Raw genomic sequence first — 18,642 nt, forward strand, 5'->3', positions numbered from 1 at the left:
CGAGGGTCCGACGACCAGGAGGTGAGCCGTGCACGACGGAACAGGCTGGGAGCGCACCGAGCCCCCCGCACCGGTGCGGATCGTGCACCTCGGGCTGGGAGCCTTCGCCCGGGCACACCTCCTCTGGTACACCCAGGGGGCGAACGAGGTGGGCGGTGCCGAGCAGTGGGGCGTCGCGGCCTTCACCGGCAGGTCCGCCGCCGCCGCCGAGACGCTCGCACGGCAGGACGGGCGCTACACGCTGCTGGTCCGCTCACCCGAGGGCGACGCGCCGACGACGATCGACGCCCTGGTGGCGGTCCACGACGGCGCGGACGCCGACGCCTGGCGCGAGTACTTCCGCCGGCGCGAGGTCGGTGTCGTCACCCTGACCGTGACCGAGGCCGGCTACCGACGCACGTCCGCGGGCGAGATCGACCGCCACGATCCCGACGTCGCGTCCGACATCGAGCGGCTCCGCGACGGGTCGCCGGCCGTGACCGCGCCGGGCCGGCTCGTCGACGGCCTGCGGGCCCGCCGCGCGTCGGGGAGCGGTCCGATCGCCATCGTGAGCTGCGACAACCTCCCGGACAACGGCCGCGTGGCTCGTCGGGTCACGCTGGAGCTGGCCTCGGCGGTGGACGAGTCGCTCGCCGCCTGGATCGAGGAGCACGTCTCGTTCGTCTCCACGATGGTCGACCGGATCACGCCGGCCACCACCGAGGCGGACCGCGCGATCGTGCGGAAGCTGACGGGACGCGAGGACCGTTCCCCGGTGGTCACCGAGCCGTTCAGCGAGTGGGTGCTCGACGGCGAGTTCCCGGCGGGTCGTCCGCGGTGGGAGGTCGCCGGCGCGCAGCTCGTGGACGACCTCGAGCCGTACGAGCGCCGCAAGCTCTGGCTGCTCAACGCCGGCCACTCGCTGCTCGCGTACGAGGGCCTGGCCCGCGGCCTGTCCACGGTGGCCGAGGCCTTCGCCGACCCGGCCTGCCGCGCCGAGCTCGAGCAGCTGTGGACCGAGGCGGCCGAGGTCCTCCCGCTGTCCGTGCAGGACACGACCGCTGCTCTGCGGACCCGGTTCGCCAACGCCCGCATCGAGCACCGGCTCGCGCAGATCGCCAAGGACGGGTCCGTGAAGCTTCCCGTCCGGATCATGGCCGTCGCGCAGGAGCGCGCCACCGCGGGCCTCCCCGTCGGACGCGCGGCTGCAGGGGTCGTCGCCGCCTGGATCCATCACCTCGAGACCGTCGACCCGTCGTCGTCCGACCCCGGCGCCGCCGATCTCGCCGCCCGGCTGCGCGACCAGGGCAGCTCGGCCCGCGCCGCCCTGGCCCTCGAGCTCATCGCCCCGCGACTCGCCCGCAAGGACGTCTTCGCCCGGCACGTGTCCGAGCGGCTCGCCGTCCACCGTCCCGCCCATCCCACCCTCGCAGGAGCCCGACCATGAAGATCGTCACCGCCGACGTCATCGTCACCAGCCCGAACCGCAACTTCGTCACCCTGAAGATCACCACCGACGACGGCCTGACCGGTCTCGGCGACGCCACCCTGAACGGCCGCGAGCTCGCTGTGGTCAGCTACCTGCGGGACCACGTCGCCCCGCTGCTGATCGGCCGCGACGCGAGCCGGGTCGAGGACACCTGGCAATTCCTGTACCGCAGCGGGTACTGGCGCCGGGGCCCGGTGACCATGGCCGCGATCGCCGCGGTGGACATGGCCCTCTGGGACATCAAGGGCAAGGCCGCGGGCATGCCGGTCTACCAGCTGCTGGGCGGTGCGAGCCGGAACGGTCTGATGGCGTACGGGCACGCGTCGGGCGTCGACCTGCCGTCCCTCTTCGACTCGATCCGCGAGCACCAGGAGCAGGGCTACCGCTCGATCCGGGTGCAGACCGGGGTCCCCGGCCTGAAGGCCATCTACGGCATCGCCGCGCAGTCGACGGGGGAGGAGCGGTACGACCACGAGCCCGCCCAGCGCGGTGCGTACCCCGCCGAGGAGGACTGGGACACCCGCGCGTACCTGCGGCACCTGCCGACCGTGTTCGAGGCCGTGCGCCACGAGTTCGGGCCGGACCTGCCTCTGCTGCACGACGGGCACCACCGGATGACGCCGATCCAGGCCGCGAGGCTGGGCAAGTCGCTCGAGCCGTACGACCTGTTCTGGCTGGAGGACTGCACGCCGGCCGAGAACCAGGAGGCCCTGCGGCTCGTCCGTCAGCACACCACCACGCCGCTGGCCATCGGCGAGATCTTCAACACCGTGTGGGACTTCCAGTCGCTCATCAAGGAGCAGCTGATCGACTACGTCCGGGCCGCCTCCACCCACTTCGGCGGGATCAGCCCCCTGAAGAAGGTCATGGACTATGCCGCGCAGTACCAGGTGAAGTCCGGGTTCCACGGACCGACGGACATCTCACCGGTGGGTCTCGCCGCCCAGATGCACGTGGGCCTGGCCATCCACAACTTCGGCATCCAGGAGTACATGCAGCACGGGGCCAAGACCAACGCGGTGTTCCAGCAGTCGTTCACCTTCACGGACGGCTACCTGCACCCGGGCGACAACCCCGGGCTCGGGGTGGAGCTGGACGTCGACGAGGCCGGCACGTACCCGTACGAGACCGCCTACCTGCCGTACAACCGGCTGGCTGACGGAACGGTCCACGACTGGTGAGCCACGTCGTCGTCATGGGGGTGTCCGGCTGCGGGAAGTCCACGGTCGGGTCGCTGCTCGCGGACCGGCTCGGCGTCCCGTTCCTCGACGCCGACAGCCTGCACCCGCCCGCCAACCTCGCGAAGATGTCCGGTGGCACGCCGCTCGACGACGCCGACCGGTGGCCCTGGCTCCGGCTCGTCGGGTCCGCGCTGGCGGCGGTGCCGGACGGCACGGTCGTGGCGTGCTCGGCGCTGCGCCGGGCGTACCGGGACGTCCTGCGCGAGGCCGCACCGGACGTCCGCTTCGTGCACCTCGTCGGCACCCACGCGCAGCTGTCGGCGCGTATGCGCTCCCGCGAGGGGCACTTCATGCCGGCGTCCCTGCTGGACACCCAGCTGGCCACGCTCGAGCCGCTCGGACCCGACGAGCGGGGGATCGAGCTCGACTGCACGCTCGATCCGAAGGAGCTGGTGCACCAGGGGTTGCGCGGCGCGCCGGACGGCTCAGGACGTGATGCCCGCCTCGGGACCGGCCCGCAGGCTGTGGTAGAGGTCGAAGGCGACGGCCGCCGCGCCCTCCGCGTCGGACGCGGCGCAGAGGCGGATCAGCTCCTCGTGCCGCTCGACGGAGTCGCGTCCGCCCGGTGAGGCGAACCTGAGCCGCTCGGCGCGGCGCAGCACCGGCGTGAACTGGTCGAGGACCGAGGCGAGCGAGCGGTTGCCGCTGACGGACACCGGCACGGCGTGCAGTGCGTCGTCGGCGCGCAGGGCCGCGTCGGCGTCGCCGTCGGCGATCGCCCGGGCGAACCGGCGGTTCGCGTCTCGCATCTGGGCCAGATCCGCCTCGGTCAGGCTCGGCACCGCCTCCCGGACTGCGAGCTCGTGCATCGCGGCGACCACGTCGCGGGCGTCCCACACGGCGCGCAGGTCGAGTGTCGTCACGGTCGTCGACCGGCCGGGGGACGCCACCACGAGCCCGGCGTGCGCGAGCCGCATCAGCGCCTCGCGCACCGGCGTGCGGCTGACACCGAGCCAGGTGGCCAGCTCCAGGTCCTTCAGCTGCTCGCCCGGCGCGAAGGTTCCGTCGACGATGGAGTCGCGCAGCCGACGGTAGACGTCGTCGCGCAGCAGCGTCCGGTCGACGGCGGGCACGTCCTGTGGGATCGGCATGCGATATATGGCACACGCGACCGTGTCGGACGTCAAGCGGCCGCGGGTCGATGCCTACTTTCGGTCGAGTCGGAGCACCAGCGTCCCGGTGTTCTCCGCGTTGCCGAGCTCCGTCAGCTCCAGCTCGCCGCTCGCGCCCACGTACCGTCCTGTCCCGCCGACGATGGCGAGGGTCTTCACGGGTGCGTTCGAGGCCCGGCCCTGAGCGACGACCTGGCCGTCGCGCAGCTGGTAGGACACCTGGCAGCTGAGGTTGATCGGGGGATCGGCCGGCACGACCGACGTCACGGTGCACGTGCCACCGCCCGCTCCGACGGTCTTCCCGTTCTGGAGCAGCGTGTCCTCGAACACGATCTGGTCGCCCCGGCTGGGGTTGAGCGCGGGGTCGTCGATGGCCGTGACCTCGCGGACGCCCGTGGCACTGAAGTCGAGCAGGAAGAACCCGCTGAACTGCACGTCGAACGTGATCACCCGGTCATGGCCCCGCGACCGGTCGGCCGGAGCAGGCCCGGCGGACCCGGCGGTGAGGACGAGGACGCCGAGGCCGGCGACGACGGCGGTGGTGAGTGCTGTGCGCATGACGACTCCTGACTCCGAGCTCGATGAGCCGCCTGGGTGCGGCTGAGTTCGACGGTCCGCGCTCCGGGGAGGAGCCGTCAAGGTCCCACTCACCCCTGTCGACCGTCGACCGGGATCGCTACCGTGGAGGATGGCTTCCACCCGGGTCGCCGCGGTCCAGGCAGCTCCCGTGCTCATGGATCAGCAGGCGTGCCTCGACAAGGCGGTGCTCCTGATCGGGCAGGCCGCCGCGACCGGCGCCCGCGTGGTGGTCTTCCCGGAGGCGTTCATCCCGGGCACGCCGATCTGGATGGACTCGAGGCCCATCTGGGACGGGGACGAGGAGTGGTTCGCCATGCTCGTCGACCAGGCTGTCGTCGTCCCCGGCCCGGTGACCGAGGCGCTCGGTGACGCGGCCCGCTCCGCTGGTGCCTACGTGGTGATCAACGTCGAGGAGCGGGAGCCGCACGGCGCCACGATCTACAACACCACCCTCCATCTCGGCCCGGACGGCACCCTGCTGGCCAAGCACCGCAAGCTCATGCCCACGGGTTCCGAGCGCACCGTCTGGGGGATGGGCGACGGCTCGACCCTGCCGGTCGTCGACACGCCCTACGGCCGGATCAGCGGGCTGACGTGCTGGGAGAACTACATGCCCCTGGCGCGGTTCTACCTCTATGCGCAGGGCGTCGACATCTGGACCGCGCCGACTCTGGCCGGCGGCGACGCGTGGGTCGCGACCCTGCGCCACATCGCTCGCGAGGGTCGCTGCTACGTCATCGGCGCGAACCCCTGCACGCACGTCGACCAGATCCCCGCCGATTTCCCGCACCGCGACCAGGTCTGGACGGTCAAGGACGGTGACGGCGGCTGGGTGGAGCCCGGCAACAGCGTGATCGTCGGACCGAACGGCGAGCTGCTCGCCGGCCCGGTTCGTCACGAGGAGTCGATCCTCACCGCCGACGTGGACCTCGCGCACGTCCGTGCGGCGCGGCGGATGTTCGACCCCGCCGGGCACTACAACCGCCCGGACGACTTCCGGCTCACGGTCGACACCCGCCCGCGGCCGGCCTTCACTCTCGGCCACGAACAGCCCTGACACCAGCTGACACCATCGAGGCTTGACGTGACACCACGATGGTGTCACCATGGTGCTATGGACATCGGACAGTACGTCACCGACCTGCAGCGCCAGCTGGTGGAAGCCGCGGAGAACGGCACGGACGAGACCCGTGCCGTCGCCGAGCGCCTCGTCGCCGGGCTCGACGCGGCCGCTCGGCTCGTGCTGCTCGACGTCCTGTCGGCCGCCGCCGGCGAGATCACGCGCGACCTCGCACCCGGCTCCGTCGACCTCCGGCTCCGCGGACGCGAGATCGAGTTCGTGGTGTCCCAGGCCGCCGGCGAGCCCGAGACCGAGGACGCTCCTGCCGCGCCCGTCGACCTCGACGACGTGAGCACCTCACGCACGACGTTGCGTCTGCCCGACGCCCTCAAGGCCCGGGTGGACGAGGCGGCGATCGCTGACGGCCTGTCCGTCAACACGTGGCTCGTCCGCGCGATCGCGGCGGCCCTCCAACCCAAGCAGCGACGCAGCGCGCAGCGGACGCTGCGCACCGGCGACAGCTTCGCCGGCTGGGCGCGCTAACCCGCCCAGCCCTCCGACCCACCAGCCACGCGGACCCGCGGGGCCGGACGAACACACCCAGATCCAGGAAGGCGCCAGCATGCCCACCTTCAGCACCCCCGGCCCGATCGACCTCGCCGTCAAGCTGCCGGTCGGCGAGATCGTCGTCGTCGCCGGCGACCGCACCGACACCGTCGTGACCGTGAAGGCCACCAACCCGGCCAAGTCGGTCGACCGCCGGGGAGTCGAGGACACCAAGGTCGACTTCGACGGCCAGCGGCTCACGATCACCGGCCCGAAGCCCCGCCTCAGCTGGATCGGCCCCGGTCCCTTCGACTCGGTCGACGTCGTGGTCGAGCTGCCGACCGGGTCGCGCCTCACGGCCGAGATCTCGGTCGGCGACGTCCGCACGACCGGCCGCCTCGGCGCCACCCGGATCAAGGCGTCGTCCGGCGGAGCGGACCTCGACACCACCGGTGACCTGTGGCTGCGCGCCGGCCACGGCGGCGTCACGGTGGGTGCCGCGCAGGGCGGGGTGGAGATCACGGCCGACCACGGTCAGATCCGACTGGGCACGGTCAGCGGGGACGCGATCCTCAAGGCGTCCCACGGCTCCGTCCACGTCGGTGAGTCCGGCGGGGAGCTCGACGCCAAGCTCTCCTACGGCGACCTGGAGATCACCCGCGCTCTCGCCTCGGTCACGGCGAAGACCGCGTACGGCGCCATCCGGCTGGACGAGGTCTCCGCCGGCGCCATCCAGGTCGAGAGCGGTTACGGGCAGGTCACCGTCGGCGTCCGGGAGGGCGTCCCCGCCTGGCTCGACCTGTCCTCGAAGGACGGGCACGTGCGCAACCACCTCGAGGCCGACCGCGCGCCCGCGGAGTCCGAGGAGTCCGTCGCGATCCGGGCCCGTACCCGGTCCGGGAACATCACCGTCCAGCGCGCCCGCTGAGCACGGACCACACCAGAAGAGGGGAACGACACACATGTCCAGCACCCAGGATCGCGGACCCGCGATCCGCCTCCAGAGCCTGGAGAAGTCCTACGGCGAGCTGCACGTCCTGCGGGGCGTCGACTTCGACGTAGCGCCCGGCAGCATCTTCGCGCTGCTCGGGTCCAACGGAGCCGGCAAGACGACGATCGTGCGGATCCTGTCCACGCTGCTGAAGCCGGACGCCGGCACCGCCGCGGTCAACGGCTTCGACGTCACGACGGACCCGTTGCGGGTCCGTGAGTCCATCAGCCTCACCGGCCAGTTCGCCGCGGTCGACGAGATCCTGTCGGGCCGGGAGAACCTGGTGCTCGTCGCCCGGCTGCGACGCGTCGACGCACCCGGACAGGTGGCCGACGACCTGCTGGCCCGGTTCGACCTCACCGACGCGGCATCGCGTCGGGTGGCCACGTACTCGGGAGGCATGCGCCGCAGGCTCGACATCGCGATGAGCCTGATCGGGAAGCCAAAGGTGATCTTCCTCGACGAACCGACCACGGGGCTCGACCCCGAGGCTCGTCTCGAGGTGTGGAAGGTGATCCAGGAGCTCGCCACGCAGGGCACCACCGTCCTGCTCACCACGCAGTACCTCGACGAGGCCGAGCAGCTGGCCGACCGGATCGCGATCCTCCACGAGGGCCGCATCATCGCCAACGGCTCCCTCGCCGAGCTCAAGCAGCTCCTGCCGCCGGCGACGGTCGAGTACGTCGAGAAGCAGCCGACGCTCGAGGAGATCTTCCTCGCGCTGGTCGGCAGCGGGAGCAAGGACACGACGGCCAGGAAGGACCAGTCATGAGCACGAGCTTCGTCGGGGACACGACCCTTCTCACGGGCCGTTCCATCCGTCACATCACCCGCAGCGTGGACACGATCATCACGACCGCCGTGACGCCCATCGCCATCATGGTGCTGTTCGTGTACGTGTTCGGCGGCGCCATCCAGACGGACACCGACAACTACGTCAACTACCTGTTGCCGGGGATCCTGCTGATCGCGATCGCGTCCGGGATCGCCTACACCGCGGTCCGGCTCTTCACCGACCTGCAGAGCGGCATCTTCGAGCGGTTCCACTCGATGCCGATCACGCGCTCGGCCGTGCTCTGGGCGCACGTGCTGACCTCGCTCGTGTCGAACGCGATCACGGTCGTCATCATCGTGCTCGTGGGCCTGCTCATGGGGTTCCGCACCTCGGCGGACGTGCTGGCCTGGCTCACCGTCGGCGGGATCCTCGCGCTCTTCACGCTGGCGCTCACCTGGCTCGCCGTCGTCGCGGGCCTGTCGGCGAAGTCCGTGGACGGTGCCGCCGGGTTCTCGTACCCGCTGATCTTCCTGCCGTTCATCAGCTCGGCCTTCGTCCCGACGGAGACCATGCCCGGTCCGGTGCGGTGGTTCGCAGAGAACCAGCCGGTCACCTCGATCGTCGACACCCTCCAGAACCTGTTCGCCGGGCAGCCCGTCGGCAGCGACATCTGGATCGCGCTGGCCTGGTGCGTCGGCATCCTCGTGCTGGCTTACGTCTGGTCCATGGCCGTGTACCGGCGCAAGATCAGCTGAGAGGCGTCGTCCCGCGACGATCCCCGGTCGGCACCACGTGGTGTCCGGCCGGGGATCACTCGTCGGTGCGGTGAAGCGTGAGCTCGACGACCTGGTACGGGTCGTGCCCGGGCACGACGTTGTGCATGGTGATCGCCTCGTCCTGCGGCCGGACGTGGATGTGCCAGCCCCAGTCCGGTCCGGACTCTGCGGGGTAGGAGCCCTCGAGCCGCAGCACGCCGGCGTCGTCGACGCCGCCGGTGAAGGTCATCCAGGTCGGTCCCGTGTGCCAGGAGTCCACCCACACGGCGTGGGCGCCGCCCTCCGTGGTCGCGTCTCCGCCGATCAGCAGGAGACCGTCCTGCGGGGCGTCGCCGTCGGACCAGGTGTACGCGATCGACACGAAGCGGGCTGCCGTCGCCCCGACCGACGCGGTCGCGTCGGAGGCCTCGTAGTCGTCGGTCGGCATCAGGCGCAGGCGGTTGGTGCCCTGCCGGCTGCCGAACAGCGGCGACAGGTGATCGACGATGCTCATGCCTGACGGTACCGACCTCCGGGTGGCAGCGGGTGCGGTGGCGGTCATGTGCACGCTCCTTCACTCAACGCGCCGGACGGTCCGGCGCTCACCACACCGTCGGGGACGCCGATCCACGTTCTGCTCACGGACGATGAAGAACCGATGGAGACCTGTTCCCGCGGCCGGGTCGGCGGGAGCGCGTGAACTTGGGTCCCAGAGCCTGGCGGGGGTCGGGCGCAGGACGAAGGTCACGTTGTCGACGACGTCCACGGATCGACACTGGTCGATATCGACGGCCGTCGATGCGATTCCTGGGAGGTCGTGGCAGATGAGCACCATCGCAGTCTTCGAACCGGCACTGTGCTGCAGCACCGGCGTGTGCGGGCCGAACGTCCCGCAGGAGCTGGTGACGTTCTCGGCCGACCTCGACTGGCTGCGGGACCAGGGTGTCGCGGTCTCGCGCTTCAACCTGGCCGGCGAGCCGGGCGAGTTCGCCGGCACGCCCGCCGTGCTGGACTTCCTGCGGGTGTCCGGCTCGGAGGGCCTCCCTCTGGTCCTGGTCGACGGGACCATCGCCATGGCAGGCCGCTACCCCAGTCGCGCCGAGCTGGCGCGCTGGGCCGCCCCGAGCGCGGCCGCGCCGGTCGGCACCCTCCTGCCGATGGCGGGTTCCACGGGTGGGTGCTGCGGCGGCGGTGGGTCGTGCTGACCGACCCGACCCTGCCGCGATTCCTGGTCGGCGCCCCGCGATTGCTGTTCCTGACCGGCAAGGGCGGGGTGGGCAAGACCTCCATCGCCTGCGCCGCCGCGATCGCGCTGGCCCGCACGGGCAGGTCCGTCCTGCTGGTCAGCACCGACCCCGCATCGAACGTGGGGCAGGTGTTCGGGCTGAGCATCGGCAACACGATCACGCCCGTTCCTGCGGTCCTCGGGCTCTGGGCTCTGGAGATCAACCCGGAGCAGGCCACGGCCGCCTACCGGGAGCGGATCGTCGGTCCGGTCCGTGGCATCCTGCCCGCCGCCGACGTCGCGCTCATCGAGGAGCAGCTGGCGGGTGCGTGCACCACCGAGATCGCCTCGTTCAACGAGTTCACGGCGCTGCTCACCGAGGACGCGGCCGCCGAGTACGACCACGTCGTCTTCGACACCGCGCCGACCGGGCACACCATCCGGCTCCTGCAGCTCCCGGCGTCCTGGACCGACTTCCTCGAGGAGGGCAAGGGCGACGCCTCCTGCCTCGGACCGCTGGCCGGTCTCGACCGCCAGCGCACGGTCTACGCCGCCGCCGTCGCGGCCCTCGCCGACTCGCGTCGCACCCGTCTCGTCCTGGTGACCCGGGCTCACCAGGCGGCGGTCGCGGAGGTCCAGCGCACGCATCACGAGCTAGCCGCCCTCGGGCTGCACCACCAACACCTCGTGATCAACGCGGTCATGCCCGTCCCGCTCTCCGGCGACGCGCTGGCCACCGCCGTCCACGAGCGCGAGCAGGCCGTCCTCGCGGCCCTGCCCCCGGACCTCGCCGCACTGCCCCGGGACGTGCTGTCCCTCAAGGGCGAGAACATGGTGGGCCTCAACGCGCTCGCGCACCTCTTCGCGCCGGACGACCTGTCGTCCATCCGGCTCCCCGAGCCGCATGACCTCGTGCCGACGGGAGTCGACCCGCTCGCTGCGCTCATCGACGAGCTCGCCACCCAGGAGCACGGCCTGATCATGACGATGGGCAAGGGTGGCGTCGGCAAGACCACCATCGCCGCCGCCATCGCCGTTGCACTCGCCGAACGCGGGCTGCCCGTCCACCTGACCACCACCGATCCGGCGGCCCACCTCGGGCAGACCCTCGCAGGGGCGGTCCCGAACCTCGAGGTCTCACGGATCGACCCTGCAGTCGAGACCGAGCGGTACCGCCAGTCGGTCCTGACCCGCCGGGGCGCCTCCCTGGACGAGGCGGGACGTGCCGGCCTGGAGGAGGACCTGCGTTCCCCGTGCACCGAGGAGATCGCCGTGTTCCAGGCCTTCTCCAAGGTCGTCAACGAGGGCAGGCGCCGATTCGTCGTCATCGACACGGCGCCCACCGGGCACACGCTGCTGCTCCTCGACGCCACCGGGTCCTACCACCGGGACGTCGTGCGGCAGATGGGCCCGAGCGCCGCGACGTTCACCACCCCGATGATGCGGCTGCAGGACCCCGACTACACCAAGATCCTCATCGTCACCCTGCCGGAAGCCACCCCGGTGCTCGAGGCTGAGGAGCTCGCCGAGGATCTTCACCGTGCGGGCATCCACCCGTGGGCCTGGGTGATCAACGACTGCGTGGCAGCAGCCTCCACCACCGACCCGCTGCTGCGGCGCCGCGGCGCGGCCGAGACGGACCAGATCGCCCGCGTGCGGGCAGAGGGTGTCGCCCGGTGCGCGATCGTCCCGCTCCTGGCCGCTGAGCCGGTGGGAGTCGCCGCTCTCCGTGCCCTGGGAGGGCTTGGCGCGACTGCGGAGGTCCGGGTCTGACCCGACCAGGTGACCCGGAGGTGTGCGACCCCGGGACCTTCGGCCCTGCCCGCATGCGGACAAAGCCGGGTAATTCTGGCAAGAGCTGAACAGCGTGTCGAGAGCGTCCATCGGCGGGAGAGCGGTGCGCCCGGTCGATCACTTCGCCCACGAAGGCGTGGGCACTGGTCCCGGGTCGAGACGGCCCGGGAGTCCGGCGGGTGGAAGGAATCTCATGTCATCGCAACTGGTCGCGCAAGCTGGGTCCCCAAGTCGGCATCGACGTCGTGGCGCCCGCCGTGCGGGGCTCGCCTCGGTCTCGATCTCCGTCGTCGTCGCCGCCATGATCCTTCCGGCAGGCCAGAGCGGTGCGGTCGGTTCCTCGTCCGTGCTTCCTGCCGCACTGCCGACGGGCCCCACCGACTCGTCCGTGGTGCCGCACTACTTCGGGCCGTCGCCGAACTGGGCCAACAGCCCCTTCACGCTCCCGACGGCGAGCGTGTCGATCACGGGTGACGGGGTCGGCGCCGAGGGTTCGGCGACCGTCGACCCGGTCTCCGGCGGGATCGCCAGCATCGAGGTGACCGTACCCGGCAGCGGCTACACGACCGTTCCCCAGGTCACCATCACCGGCGGCGACGGGACCGCGGCGGCGGTCGCGACGATCGCGAGCACCGGTGTCGTGACGCGGTATGTCGTGGACGACCCCGGTGCCGGCTACACGACCTTCGCGGTCACGGTCGACGGCGGCGGCGGCACGGGTGCCACCGCGACGGCCGCAGGCGGCGTCGACGCCGTGATCATCGCGGACGGCGGTGCGGGGTACACGATGCCCACCGTCGAGTTCGACCTGCCCGCGGTGCCTGAGGGCACGCAGGCGAGGGGCCACGTGCCGATGATCGCCAACGGCGACGCAGTCGACGGCATGGACGCAGCCGGTGTGATCACCGCCGTGGTGGTCGACGAGCCCGGCTCCGGGTACACCAGCGCGCCGGGGGTCGCGATCCACAACGGCACGATCTTCGACCCGATCTCCGGGGCGACGCCTGCCCAGGTGAGCTCGACGCTCGCCCTCTCGGCGGTGACCCCGCTCGAGCTCGGGGCCGACTACACGAGCGCGCCGACGGTCACGGTGAGCGATCCCGACGGCACCGGCTCCGGTGCGGCCGCGAGCGCACGGACGTCCGTCGGCGCCGTCACCGGCATCGCGGTGACCCAGCCGGGCAGCGGCTACCTCACGGTCGGCATGCGCAAGTTCCAGGACGCGCTGCCGCTGCCGTGCGACCCGGCCGGTGCAGGCTGCCCGAGCGACCCGTCCGCCAAGTTCCTGCCGGTCGCGGTCCCCGAGGCCACGACGTACGGCACGCAGGTGGCCGACGAGTACGTCATCGGCCTGGTCCAGTACCGGTCGACGTTCAGCTCCGACCTGCCGGCCTCGCTCGTGCGCGGCTACGTGCAGCTCGAGACCGCCGCCAACGCAGCGGTCAGCCAGCACTTCCCGCTGGTCAACGAGCTGCTGGACGGCACCTCGGCGCCGGCGACCGACGCCAACGGCCAGCAGTACCTCGCCGTGACGAGTCCGCAGTACCTCGGCCCGATCATCGCCGCGACCAAGGACCGCCCGGTGCGGATCGTCTTCCGCAACCTGCTGCCCACCGGGTCCGCCGGTGACCTGTTCCTGCCGACCGACAGCAGCCTGATGGGCTCAGGGATGGGCCCGATGACGATGGCCGACCCGGTCGACCAGGGCACGGTGCTCGACGCGGTGCGCAACCCGGAGTGCTCGCAGTACCCCAAGCCGGACAGCTGCTTCGCGGACAACCGCGCCACCCTGCACCTGCACGGTGGCATCACGCCGTGGATCAGTGACGGGACGCCTCACCAGTGGATCACGCCGGCCGGCGAGTCGACCGCGTGGCCGCAGGGCGTCAGTGTGAGCGAGGTCCCCGACATGGCGACGTCCGGCTGCACGGCGGGCGACGACGGCTGCCAGACCTTCTACTACACCAACCAGCAGAGCGCGCGGCTGATGTTCTACCACGACCACTCGTGGGGCATCACCCGACTGAACGTCTACGCCGGCGAGGCCGCCGGGTACATGATCAGCGACCCCACGGAACGCGCACTGGTCGACGCCGGGACGATCCCCGGTGCCGGCGACACGATCCCGCTCATCGTGCAGGACAAGACCTTCGTGCCCGGAGCGGAGCAGCTCGCGGCACAGGACCCGACGTGGGACACCGCCCGGTGGGGCACCAAGGGGAGCTTCTGGTACCACCACGTCTACATGCCCGCGCAGAACCCCGGCGACCCGTCGGGCATGAGCGCGTACGGGCGCTGGATGTACGGACCGTGGTTCTGGCCACCGGCTGCCGACACGAAGTACGGGCCGATCGCGAACCCGTACTACGACCCCGCCTGCAACCTGGACGTCCCGTCGACGTGGCAGTACGACACGGACCCGTTCTGCGAGCCTGAGCTGATCCCCGGCATACCGAACATCTCGGTGGGCATGGAGCAGTTCAACGACACCCCGCTCGTGAACGGGGTGGCCTACCCGACGGTCACGCTGGACCCGAAGACCTACCGGATGCGCGTGCTCAACGCGGCGAACGACAGGTTCTTCAACTTCCAGTGGTACCTCGCCGACCCGACCCAGGGCGACGGGACCACCGAGGTGGCGCTCGACTCGAACCTGCTTGCGGCGGCGCAGACCGACCCCACGGTCTTCCCGACGCCCGTCGGCGCGCTCACGAGCGCCGCGGGGCCGGACTGGGTGCAGATCGCGAGCGAGGGCGGCTTCCTGCCGGCCCCGGCCGTGATCGACGGGCAGCAGCCGACGACGTGGATCACCGACCCGACGCGCTTCGACGTCGGGAACGTGGACAAGCACTCGCTGCTGCTGGCACCGGCCGAGCGTGCGGACGTCATCGTGGACTTCTCGAAGTTCGCGGGGAGCACGCTCATCCTGTACAACGACGCTCCCGCCGCCTTCCCGGCTCGCGTGCCGTCGTACGACTACTACACCGGCGCACCCGACCTCAGCCCGGTCGGCGCCCCGGCGATCATGCCCGGGTACGGCCCGAACACCCGGACGGTCATGCAGGTGAAGATCGCGGCCACCACCCCGGCGGCACCCTTCGACCTCGCGCGGCTGCAGGCGGCGTTCAAGCACAACGCCCAGGGCACCGGCGTGTTCGAGTCCGGGCAGCACCCGGTGATCGTCGGCCAGGCCGCGTACAACAGCGCCTACGGCTCGACGTTCGCGGCGAGCAGCAACTGCAACGCCAAGGGCTCGCCGCTGCAGAAGTGCGACGGCCTCGTCCGCATCAACGACACGACGGCCTTCGGGTTCAACACGTTGCGCGCCCAGGCGACCAAGTCGTCGGTCACGCTCCAGCCCAAGGCCATCCACGACGAGATGAACGCGACCACGTTCGACGAGTTCGGCCGCATGCAGGCCAACCTCGGCGTCGAGGCGCAGCCGCCGACACCGGGGGCGCAGAACGTCACGCTGTATCCCTACGTCAACCCGGCGACCGAGATCATCGACGGCACCGCGCTCCCGAGCGCGGACGTCAAGGTGACGCCCGTGTCGTCGACGTCGGACGGGATGCAGATCTGGCGGTTCACGCACAACGGCGTCGACACCCACCCGATCCACTTCCACCTCTATGACGTGCAGGTGCTGAACCGGGTGACGTGGGACAACATCATCATCCCGCCCGACCCGAACGAGCTGGGCTGGAAGGACACGGTCCGGATCGCCCCCCTCGAGGACACGATCGTCGCGCTGCGTCCGATCATCCCGAAGGTGCCGTTCGAGGTGCCGAACTCGGTGCGGGCGCTGAGCCCGATGATGCCGATCGGCTCGACCGCRATGTTCAACAATTTCGACGTCCAGGGCAACCCGACGACGCCGATCGAGAACAGGCTGGTCAACTTCGGGTGGGAGTACGTCTACCACTGCCACATCCTCAGCCACGAGGAGATGGACATGATGCGGCCGGTCAGCCTCGCGCTGCCACCGATCGCACCCAGCGCTCCGACGTTCACGACGACGGGCAACGGGAGCAACCGGCGCATCGTGCTCACCTGGGCTGACAACTCGATCACGGAGACCGACTTCCTGGTGCAACGCTCCACGGACGGGTCGACGTGGACCACCGTGGGCACGCCACGGGTCCAGCCGCTCCTCGGCAACGACCCCGGGACGCGCACCTACACCGATCCGACGTCGAACGCGTCAGCAGCGGCTCTCTACCGGATCGTCGCGCGCAACGCGGTGGGCTACGGCGGGCAGTTCCCGAGCCTGACGGTGCAGAGCACGTCCGCCACGGCGGCCGTGAACGCACCTGCGGCCCCGACCGGGCTCACGGCGACGCTGCAGGCGGGACCGCGGGTCGCGCTGGCGTGGAACGACGTCGCGAACAACGAGACCGGCTACGTCGTGCAGCGCTCGACCGGCGCAGGGGCGTGGACGCAGGTTGCGGCGCTCCCCGTCGGTGCCAGGAGCTACGCCGACACGAGCGTCACGCTCGGGTCTGCGTACTCCTACCGGGTGGGGGCCGTGAACGTCGCGGGCACCGTCCTGAGCTCCGTGGTGGATGTCACCGTGGCTGCTCCGGCAGCACCGGCGCCGACCGCGACCCCGACTCGGATCAGCAACACCCGAGAGCGGATTGCGGTGACCTGGGCGGATGTGACGAGCGAGACCGGCTACACCGTGCAGTGGAGCTCCGACGGCACCACCGTGACCGGTTCCGCGAACCGTGTGGCGAACACCACGAGCTACACCACAGGGAACCTGGCGCTCCAGGTCTGGTACGTCCGCGTCGGTGCGACCAACGCGCTCGGCACCACCTGGTCCGGCTGGGTGACGGTTCCGGCGGCACCCTGACGACGCCGACCTCAGGGGATGGGGCCGCACGAGCCACTCGTGCGGCCCCGCCCCGCGCCCGGAGGCCGGCGGCCGGCTGCGGGGACTCGTGCGAGCAGCTCGCGTGGGCCGAACGGCGTGGTCAGGTAGTCGTCGGCGCCCACCGACAGCCCGACGTGTCGGCCGGCACGCGCGGATCCCGGGACCACGGACCTGGGGTCATCTGCCCGGGACGCACGGCGGCGCCGACCCGAGGGTCGCGGCGTCCACCACCGCGCCGATCAGGTGCGTCCCGGAGACCAGCGGTGCGTCGTTGTGGTCCGCTCCCGGCACCACGACCTCGACGACCTCCCGGGGCGCTTCCCGGGCCGCGTCCGCGACGGTCCGGCTCAGGCCGGGTGGGACGGTGGTGTCCGCGTCCCCGAGCACGACCGCGACGGGTACGGCCGTCCGGCGCACGGCGGCGACGACGTCGAACCGGTCGCGCAGCAGCGCCCCCACCGGCACGTGGTAGACGGCCCGCGCGGCCTCGGCGAGAGTCGTGAACGGAGACCGCAGGACGAGCGCGGCCGGCGGGTGCTCGGCGGCGAGCCCGGCGGCGACGGCGGCACCGAGGCTCTCCCCGAGGTAGACGATCGACGCCTCGGGCACGCCTGCGCCGAGCAGGTACTCGCGGGCGGCCCGGGCGTCGCGGGCGAGACCCGCCTCGGACGGCGACCCCGGGTTGCCCCCGTAGCCCCGGTACTCCAGCAGGAGGACACCGAAGCCCGCGGAGCCGAGCGCCTCGGCCAGTGGGGCGCGGGAGCCGCGGTGGCCACCGTTGCCCGGTGCGACGAGAACCGTCGCCGTGCAGCCCTCCGGCGCCGGCAGGTGCCACGCCGCGAGGGTCAGCCCGTCGGAGGTCCGCAGGGAGACCTCCTTGGCTCCCGGGAGCACGTCGTCCACCGGGGGAGGGGAGCTCCGGTCCGGGACGAAGACGAGCGAGCGCTGGAACGCGAGTACCAGCCCGACGCCGACGACGAGCAGGACCGTGAGGACCGCGGCGACCCGCGGCAGGACCCGACGAGCGCGCGTCCGCTCGGTCATGGTCCGATCGTCGCACCCGTCGCTCGAGCGCGGTGAGACGCTCCACGTGCTGCGCAGGGTTGTCGTGCGTCGAGAAGTCCAGGGCTCTGGGCCGCGTGTCAGGACCACTCCACGCGGCGACCCGCGCTTAACCTGCCTCCGGCCGCGCCCGCTCCCTGTCCCCGAACCCGGCCGTCACGCACATGTCGCTGCACTCCCGCGAGACACCGGTCAGGTCCCGGCCGACGGTCCCCTCAGTCGTGTCGACGAGTCGGCTGCGGCGTCGGACGGGTGCCGTCCTTCTCGCCGCGGTGATCGCCCTGACGGGAACCGGCGGGGCCAGCTACGCGGACGGCATCGACGACCGCCGTGCCGAGGCCGAACGGCGCAGCAGCGAAGCCGACCGACGCGCCGAGGAGCTGGAAGCCTCCATCGAGGGTCTCAGCAGCGAGCTGAGCCAGGCCGCGCTCGACCTGCAGGCCACCCAGGCGCGCCTGCCCGCGGCGCAGGCCGAGCTCGAGGACGCGCGCGCGGCCCTGGAGGCCACCCAGCGCGAGGCGGCCATCCTCGCCGGCCGACTCCAGGACGCGACCGACCTGCGAGGCAGCCTCACCGCGACCATCGCCGCCGACCGTGCCGACGAGAAGGATCTTCGTGACGCCGTGGGGGCGATGGCGCGGGAGGCCTACCGGGGGGCACCCGGGGTCTCCGCCATGGACGTGATGCTCGACGCCAAGGACGCCACCGACTTCCTCGACAACGCCCGGCTGGTCGATGCGGCGCTGCGCAGCCAGGCGCGCGTCCTGGACGAGCTGCGCCAGGTCGATGCGAACAACCGCAACAGCGAGACCCGCCTGGGCGCTGTCACCGATCGCGTCGCCGAGCTGAAGGAGCAGGCCGAGGCCAACGTCGTCGCCGCCGACCGGGCCCGGCGCGTGGCCCAGACGCGCGAGGACGAGATCAACCGGCTCATCACTGAGCAGAGCGCCCGGCAGGACGCGATCGCCTCGCTCAAGGCGCAGGCGGAGGCCGAGCAGGCTGAGATCGACGCCGAGCGGGCGGCTGTCGAGCGCGAGCTCGTCGCGATCATCGCCGAGCAGCGAGCCGCCCGCGAGGCTGCCGAGGCCGCGGCACGGGCCGCCGAGGCCGCTGCGCGTGCGGCCGCCGAAGCCGCGGCGCGCGCCGCCGCAGAGG

At 71.6% G+C, this 18,642-nt stretch carries 14 protein-coding genes and 3 pseudogenes; 12 read left to right on the top strand and 5 right to left on the bottom strand.

From position 1 onward, the window contains the following. The first annotated feature begins 28 nt into the window (after window positions 1-28). The 3 genes and pseudogenes from AC1DXT_RS13860 to AC1DXT_RS13870 form a co-directional block, all read left to right on the top strand. Window positions 29-1,426, top strand: coding sequence for a mannitol dehydrogenase family protein (locus tag AC1DXT_RS13860; RefSeq protein ID WP_477061890.1), 1,398 nt, complete (start codon window positions 29-31; stop codon window positions 1,424-1,426). Further along, window positions 1,423-2,649: a D-mannonate dehydratase ManD gene (gene manD / locus AC1DXT_RS13865; RefSeq protein ID WP_477061891.1), complete on the top strand. Its 1,227-nt coding sequence runs from the start codon at window positions 1,423-1,425 to the stop codon at window positions 2,647-2,649. Before AC1DXT_RS13860 ends, manD begins: the two co-directional genes overlap by 4 nt. Window positions 2,650-2,663: 14 nt before the next feature. Next, a pseudogene (locus AC1DXT_RS13870) lies at window positions 2,664-3,089 on the top strand (gluconokinase); the annotation flags it as partial. 45 nt (window positions 3,090-3,134) lie between these two features. On the opposite strand, the gene AC1DXT_RS13875 reads toward AC1DXT_RS13870, so the two are convergent. Next, complete coding sequence (locus AC1DXT_RS13875; protein WP_477061892.1) at window positions 3,135-3,800, bottom strand: GntR family transcriptional regulator; 666 nt, start codon at window positions 3,798-3,800, stop codon at window positions 3,135-3,137. A 54-nt stretch (window positions 3,801-3,854) separates the two neighbouring features. Continuing rightward, window positions 3,855-4,379, bottom strand: a complete 525-nt coding sequence (locus AC1DXT_RS13880) for an allene oxide cyclase barrel-like domain-containing protein (protein ID WP_477061893.1) — start codon at window positions 4,377-4,379, stop codon at window positions 3,855-3,857. A gap of 130 nt (window positions 4,380-4,509) precedes the next feature. On the opposite strand from AC1DXT_RS13880, the gene AC1DXT_RS13885 reads away from it, so the two are divergent. The 5 genes from AC1DXT_RS13885 to AC1DXT_RS13905 all read left to right on the top strand — a co-directional run bounded on the left by AC1DXT_RS13885 (window position 4,510) and on the right by AC1DXT_RS13905 (window position 8,527). After that, window positions 4,510-5,457 carry a carbon-nitrogen hydrolase family protein gene (locus AC1DXT_RS13885; protein ID WP_477061894.1) on the top strand — a complete coding sequence of 316 codons (948 nt, stop codon included), beginning with the start codon at window positions 4,510-4,512 and terminating at the stop codon, window positions 5,455-5,457. A 57-nt stretch (window positions 5,458-5,514) separates the two neighbouring features. Beyond that, window positions 5,515-6,003, top strand: a complete 489-nt coding sequence (locus AC1DXT_RS13890) for a type II toxin-antitoxin system HicB family antitoxin (RefSeq protein ID WP_477061895.1) — start codon at window positions 5,515-5,517, stop codon at window positions 6,001-6,003. A 79-nt stretch (window positions 6,004-6,082) separates the two neighbouring features. Continuing rightward, on the top strand, window positions 6,083-6,934 hold the full coding sequence (locus AC1DXT_RS13895; RefSeq protein WP_477061896.1) for a DUF4097 family beta strand repeat-containing protein: 852 nt from the start codon (window positions 6,083-6,085) through the stop codon (window positions 6,932-6,934). A gap of 34 nt (window positions 6,935-6,968) precedes the next feature. Continuing rightward, entirely contained in the window at window positions 6,969-7,769 is an 801-nt protein-coding gene (locus AC1DXT_RS13900) for an ABC transporter ATP-binding protein (protein ID WP_477061897.1), read from the top strand. Beyond that, window positions 7,766-8,527, top strand: coding sequence for an ABC transporter permease (locus AC1DXT_RS13905; protein WP_477061898.1), 762 nt, complete (start codon window positions 7,766-7,768; stop codon window positions 8,525-8,527). The genes AC1DXT_RS13900 and AC1DXT_RS13905 overlap by 4 nt, the downstream gene beginning before the upstream one ends. 55 nt (window positions 8,528-8,582) lie before the next feature. On the opposite strand, the gene AC1DXT_RS13910 is transcribed toward AC1DXT_RS13905, so the two are convergent. After that, window positions 8,583-9,041, bottom strand: coding sequence for a DUF1579 family protein (locus AC1DXT_RS13910; RefSeq protein WP_477061899.1), 459 nt, complete (start codon window positions 9,039-9,041; stop codon window positions 8,583-8,585). A 310-nt stretch (window positions 9,042-9,351) separates the two neighbouring features. Between AC1DXT_RS13910 and arsD the strand changes: the two genes are divergently transcribed. The 3 genes from arsD to AC1DXT_RS13925 all read left to right on the top strand — a co-directional run bounded on the left by arsD (window position 9,352) and on the right by AC1DXT_RS13925 (window position 16,404). Further along, window positions 9,352-9,732, top strand: coding sequence for an arsenite efflux transporter metallochaperone ArsD (arsD, locus tag AC1DXT_RS13915; RefSeq protein ID WP_477061900.1), 381 nt, complete (start codon window positions 9,352-9,354; stop codon window positions 9,730-9,732). Next, window positions 9,726-11,525, top strand: coding sequence for an arsenical pump-driving ATPase (gene arsA, locus AC1DXT_RS13920; protein WP_477061901.1), 1,800 nt, complete (start codon window positions 9,726-9,728; stop codon window positions 11,523-11,525). Before arsD ends, arsA begins: the two co-directional genes overlap by 7 nt. Before the next feature lie 322 nt (window positions 11,526-11,847). Continuing rightward, window positions 11,848-16,404 (top strand): multicopper oxidase domain-containing protein, encoded by a 4,557-nt coding sequence (locus AC1DXT_RS13925; protein WP_477061902.1) that lies wholly within the window; start codon window positions 11,848-11,850, stop codon window positions 16,402-16,404. Between the two features lie 56 nt (window positions 16,405-16,460). Here the strand turns inward: AC1DXT_RS13925 and AC1DXT_RS13930 are convergent. Next, window positions 16,461-16,559: pseudogene (locus AC1DXT_RS13930) on the bottom strand (DNA-binding response regulator); the annotation flags it as partial. Window positions 16,560-16,602: 43 nt separating this feature from the next. Then, a complete protein-coding gene (locus AC1DXT_RS13935; RefSeq protein WP_477061903.1) occupies window positions 16,603-17,469 on the bottom strand; it encodes an alpha/beta hydrolase in 867 nt (288 codons plus the stop codon). Window positions 17,470-17,708: 239 nt separating this feature from the next. Between AC1DXT_RS13935 and AC1DXT_RS13940 the strand changes: the two are divergent. Next, a pseudogene (locus AC1DXT_RS13940) lies at window positions 17,709-18,642 on the top strand (peptidase M23); the annotation flags it as partial.

The sequence above is a fragment of the Cellulomonas sp. P1_G12_2 genome (genome assembly GCF_056405535.1).

Bases quoted from the DNA above. Each gene is read 5' to 3' on its own strand.
- AC1DXT_RS13905 (WP_477061898.1), top strand. From the start codon at position 7,766: ATGAGCACGAGCTTCGTCGGGGACACGACCCTTCTCACGGGCCGTTCC.
- AC1DXT_RS13900 (WP_477061897.1), top strand. From the start codon at position 6,969: ATGTCCAGCACCCAGGATCGCGGACCCGCGATCCGCCTCCAGAGCCTG.
- AC1DXT_RS13880 (WP_477061893.1), bottom strand. From the start codon at position 4,379: ATGCGCACAGCACTCACCACCGCCGTCGTCGCCGGCCTCGGCGTCCTC.
- AC1DXT_RS13890 (WP_477061895.1), top strand. From the start codon at position 5,515: ATGGACATCGGACAGTACGTCACCGACCTGCAGCGCCAGCTGGTGGAA.
- arsD (WP_477061900.1), top strand. From the start codon at position 9,352: ATGAGCACCATCGCAGTCTTCGAACCGGCACTGTGCTGCAGCACCGGC.
- AC1DXT_RS13885 (WP_477061894.1), top strand. From the start codon at position 4,510: ATGGCTTCCACCCGGGTCGCCGCGGTCCAGGCAGCTCCCGTGCTCATG.
- manD (WP_477061891.1), top strand. From the start codon at position 1,423: ATGAAGATCGTCACCGCCGACGTCATCGTCACCAGCCCGAACCGCAAC.
- AC1DXT_RS13875 (WP_477061892.1), bottom strand. From the start codon at position 3,800: ATGCCGATCCCACAGGACGTGCCCGCCGTCGACCGGACGCTGCTGCGC.
- AC1DXT_RS13895 (WP_477061896.1), top strand. From the start codon at position 6,083: ATGCCCACCTTCAGCACCCCCGGCCCGATCGACCTCGCCGTCAAGCTG.
- AC1DXT_RS13935 (WP_477061903.1), bottom strand. From the start codon at position 17,469: ATGACCGAGCGGACGCGCGCTCGTCGGGTCCTGCCGCGGGTCGCCGCG.
- AC1DXT_RS13910 (WP_477061899.1), bottom strand. From the start codon at position 9,041: ATGAGCATCGTCGATCACCTGTCGCCGCTGTTCGGCAGCCGGCAGGGC.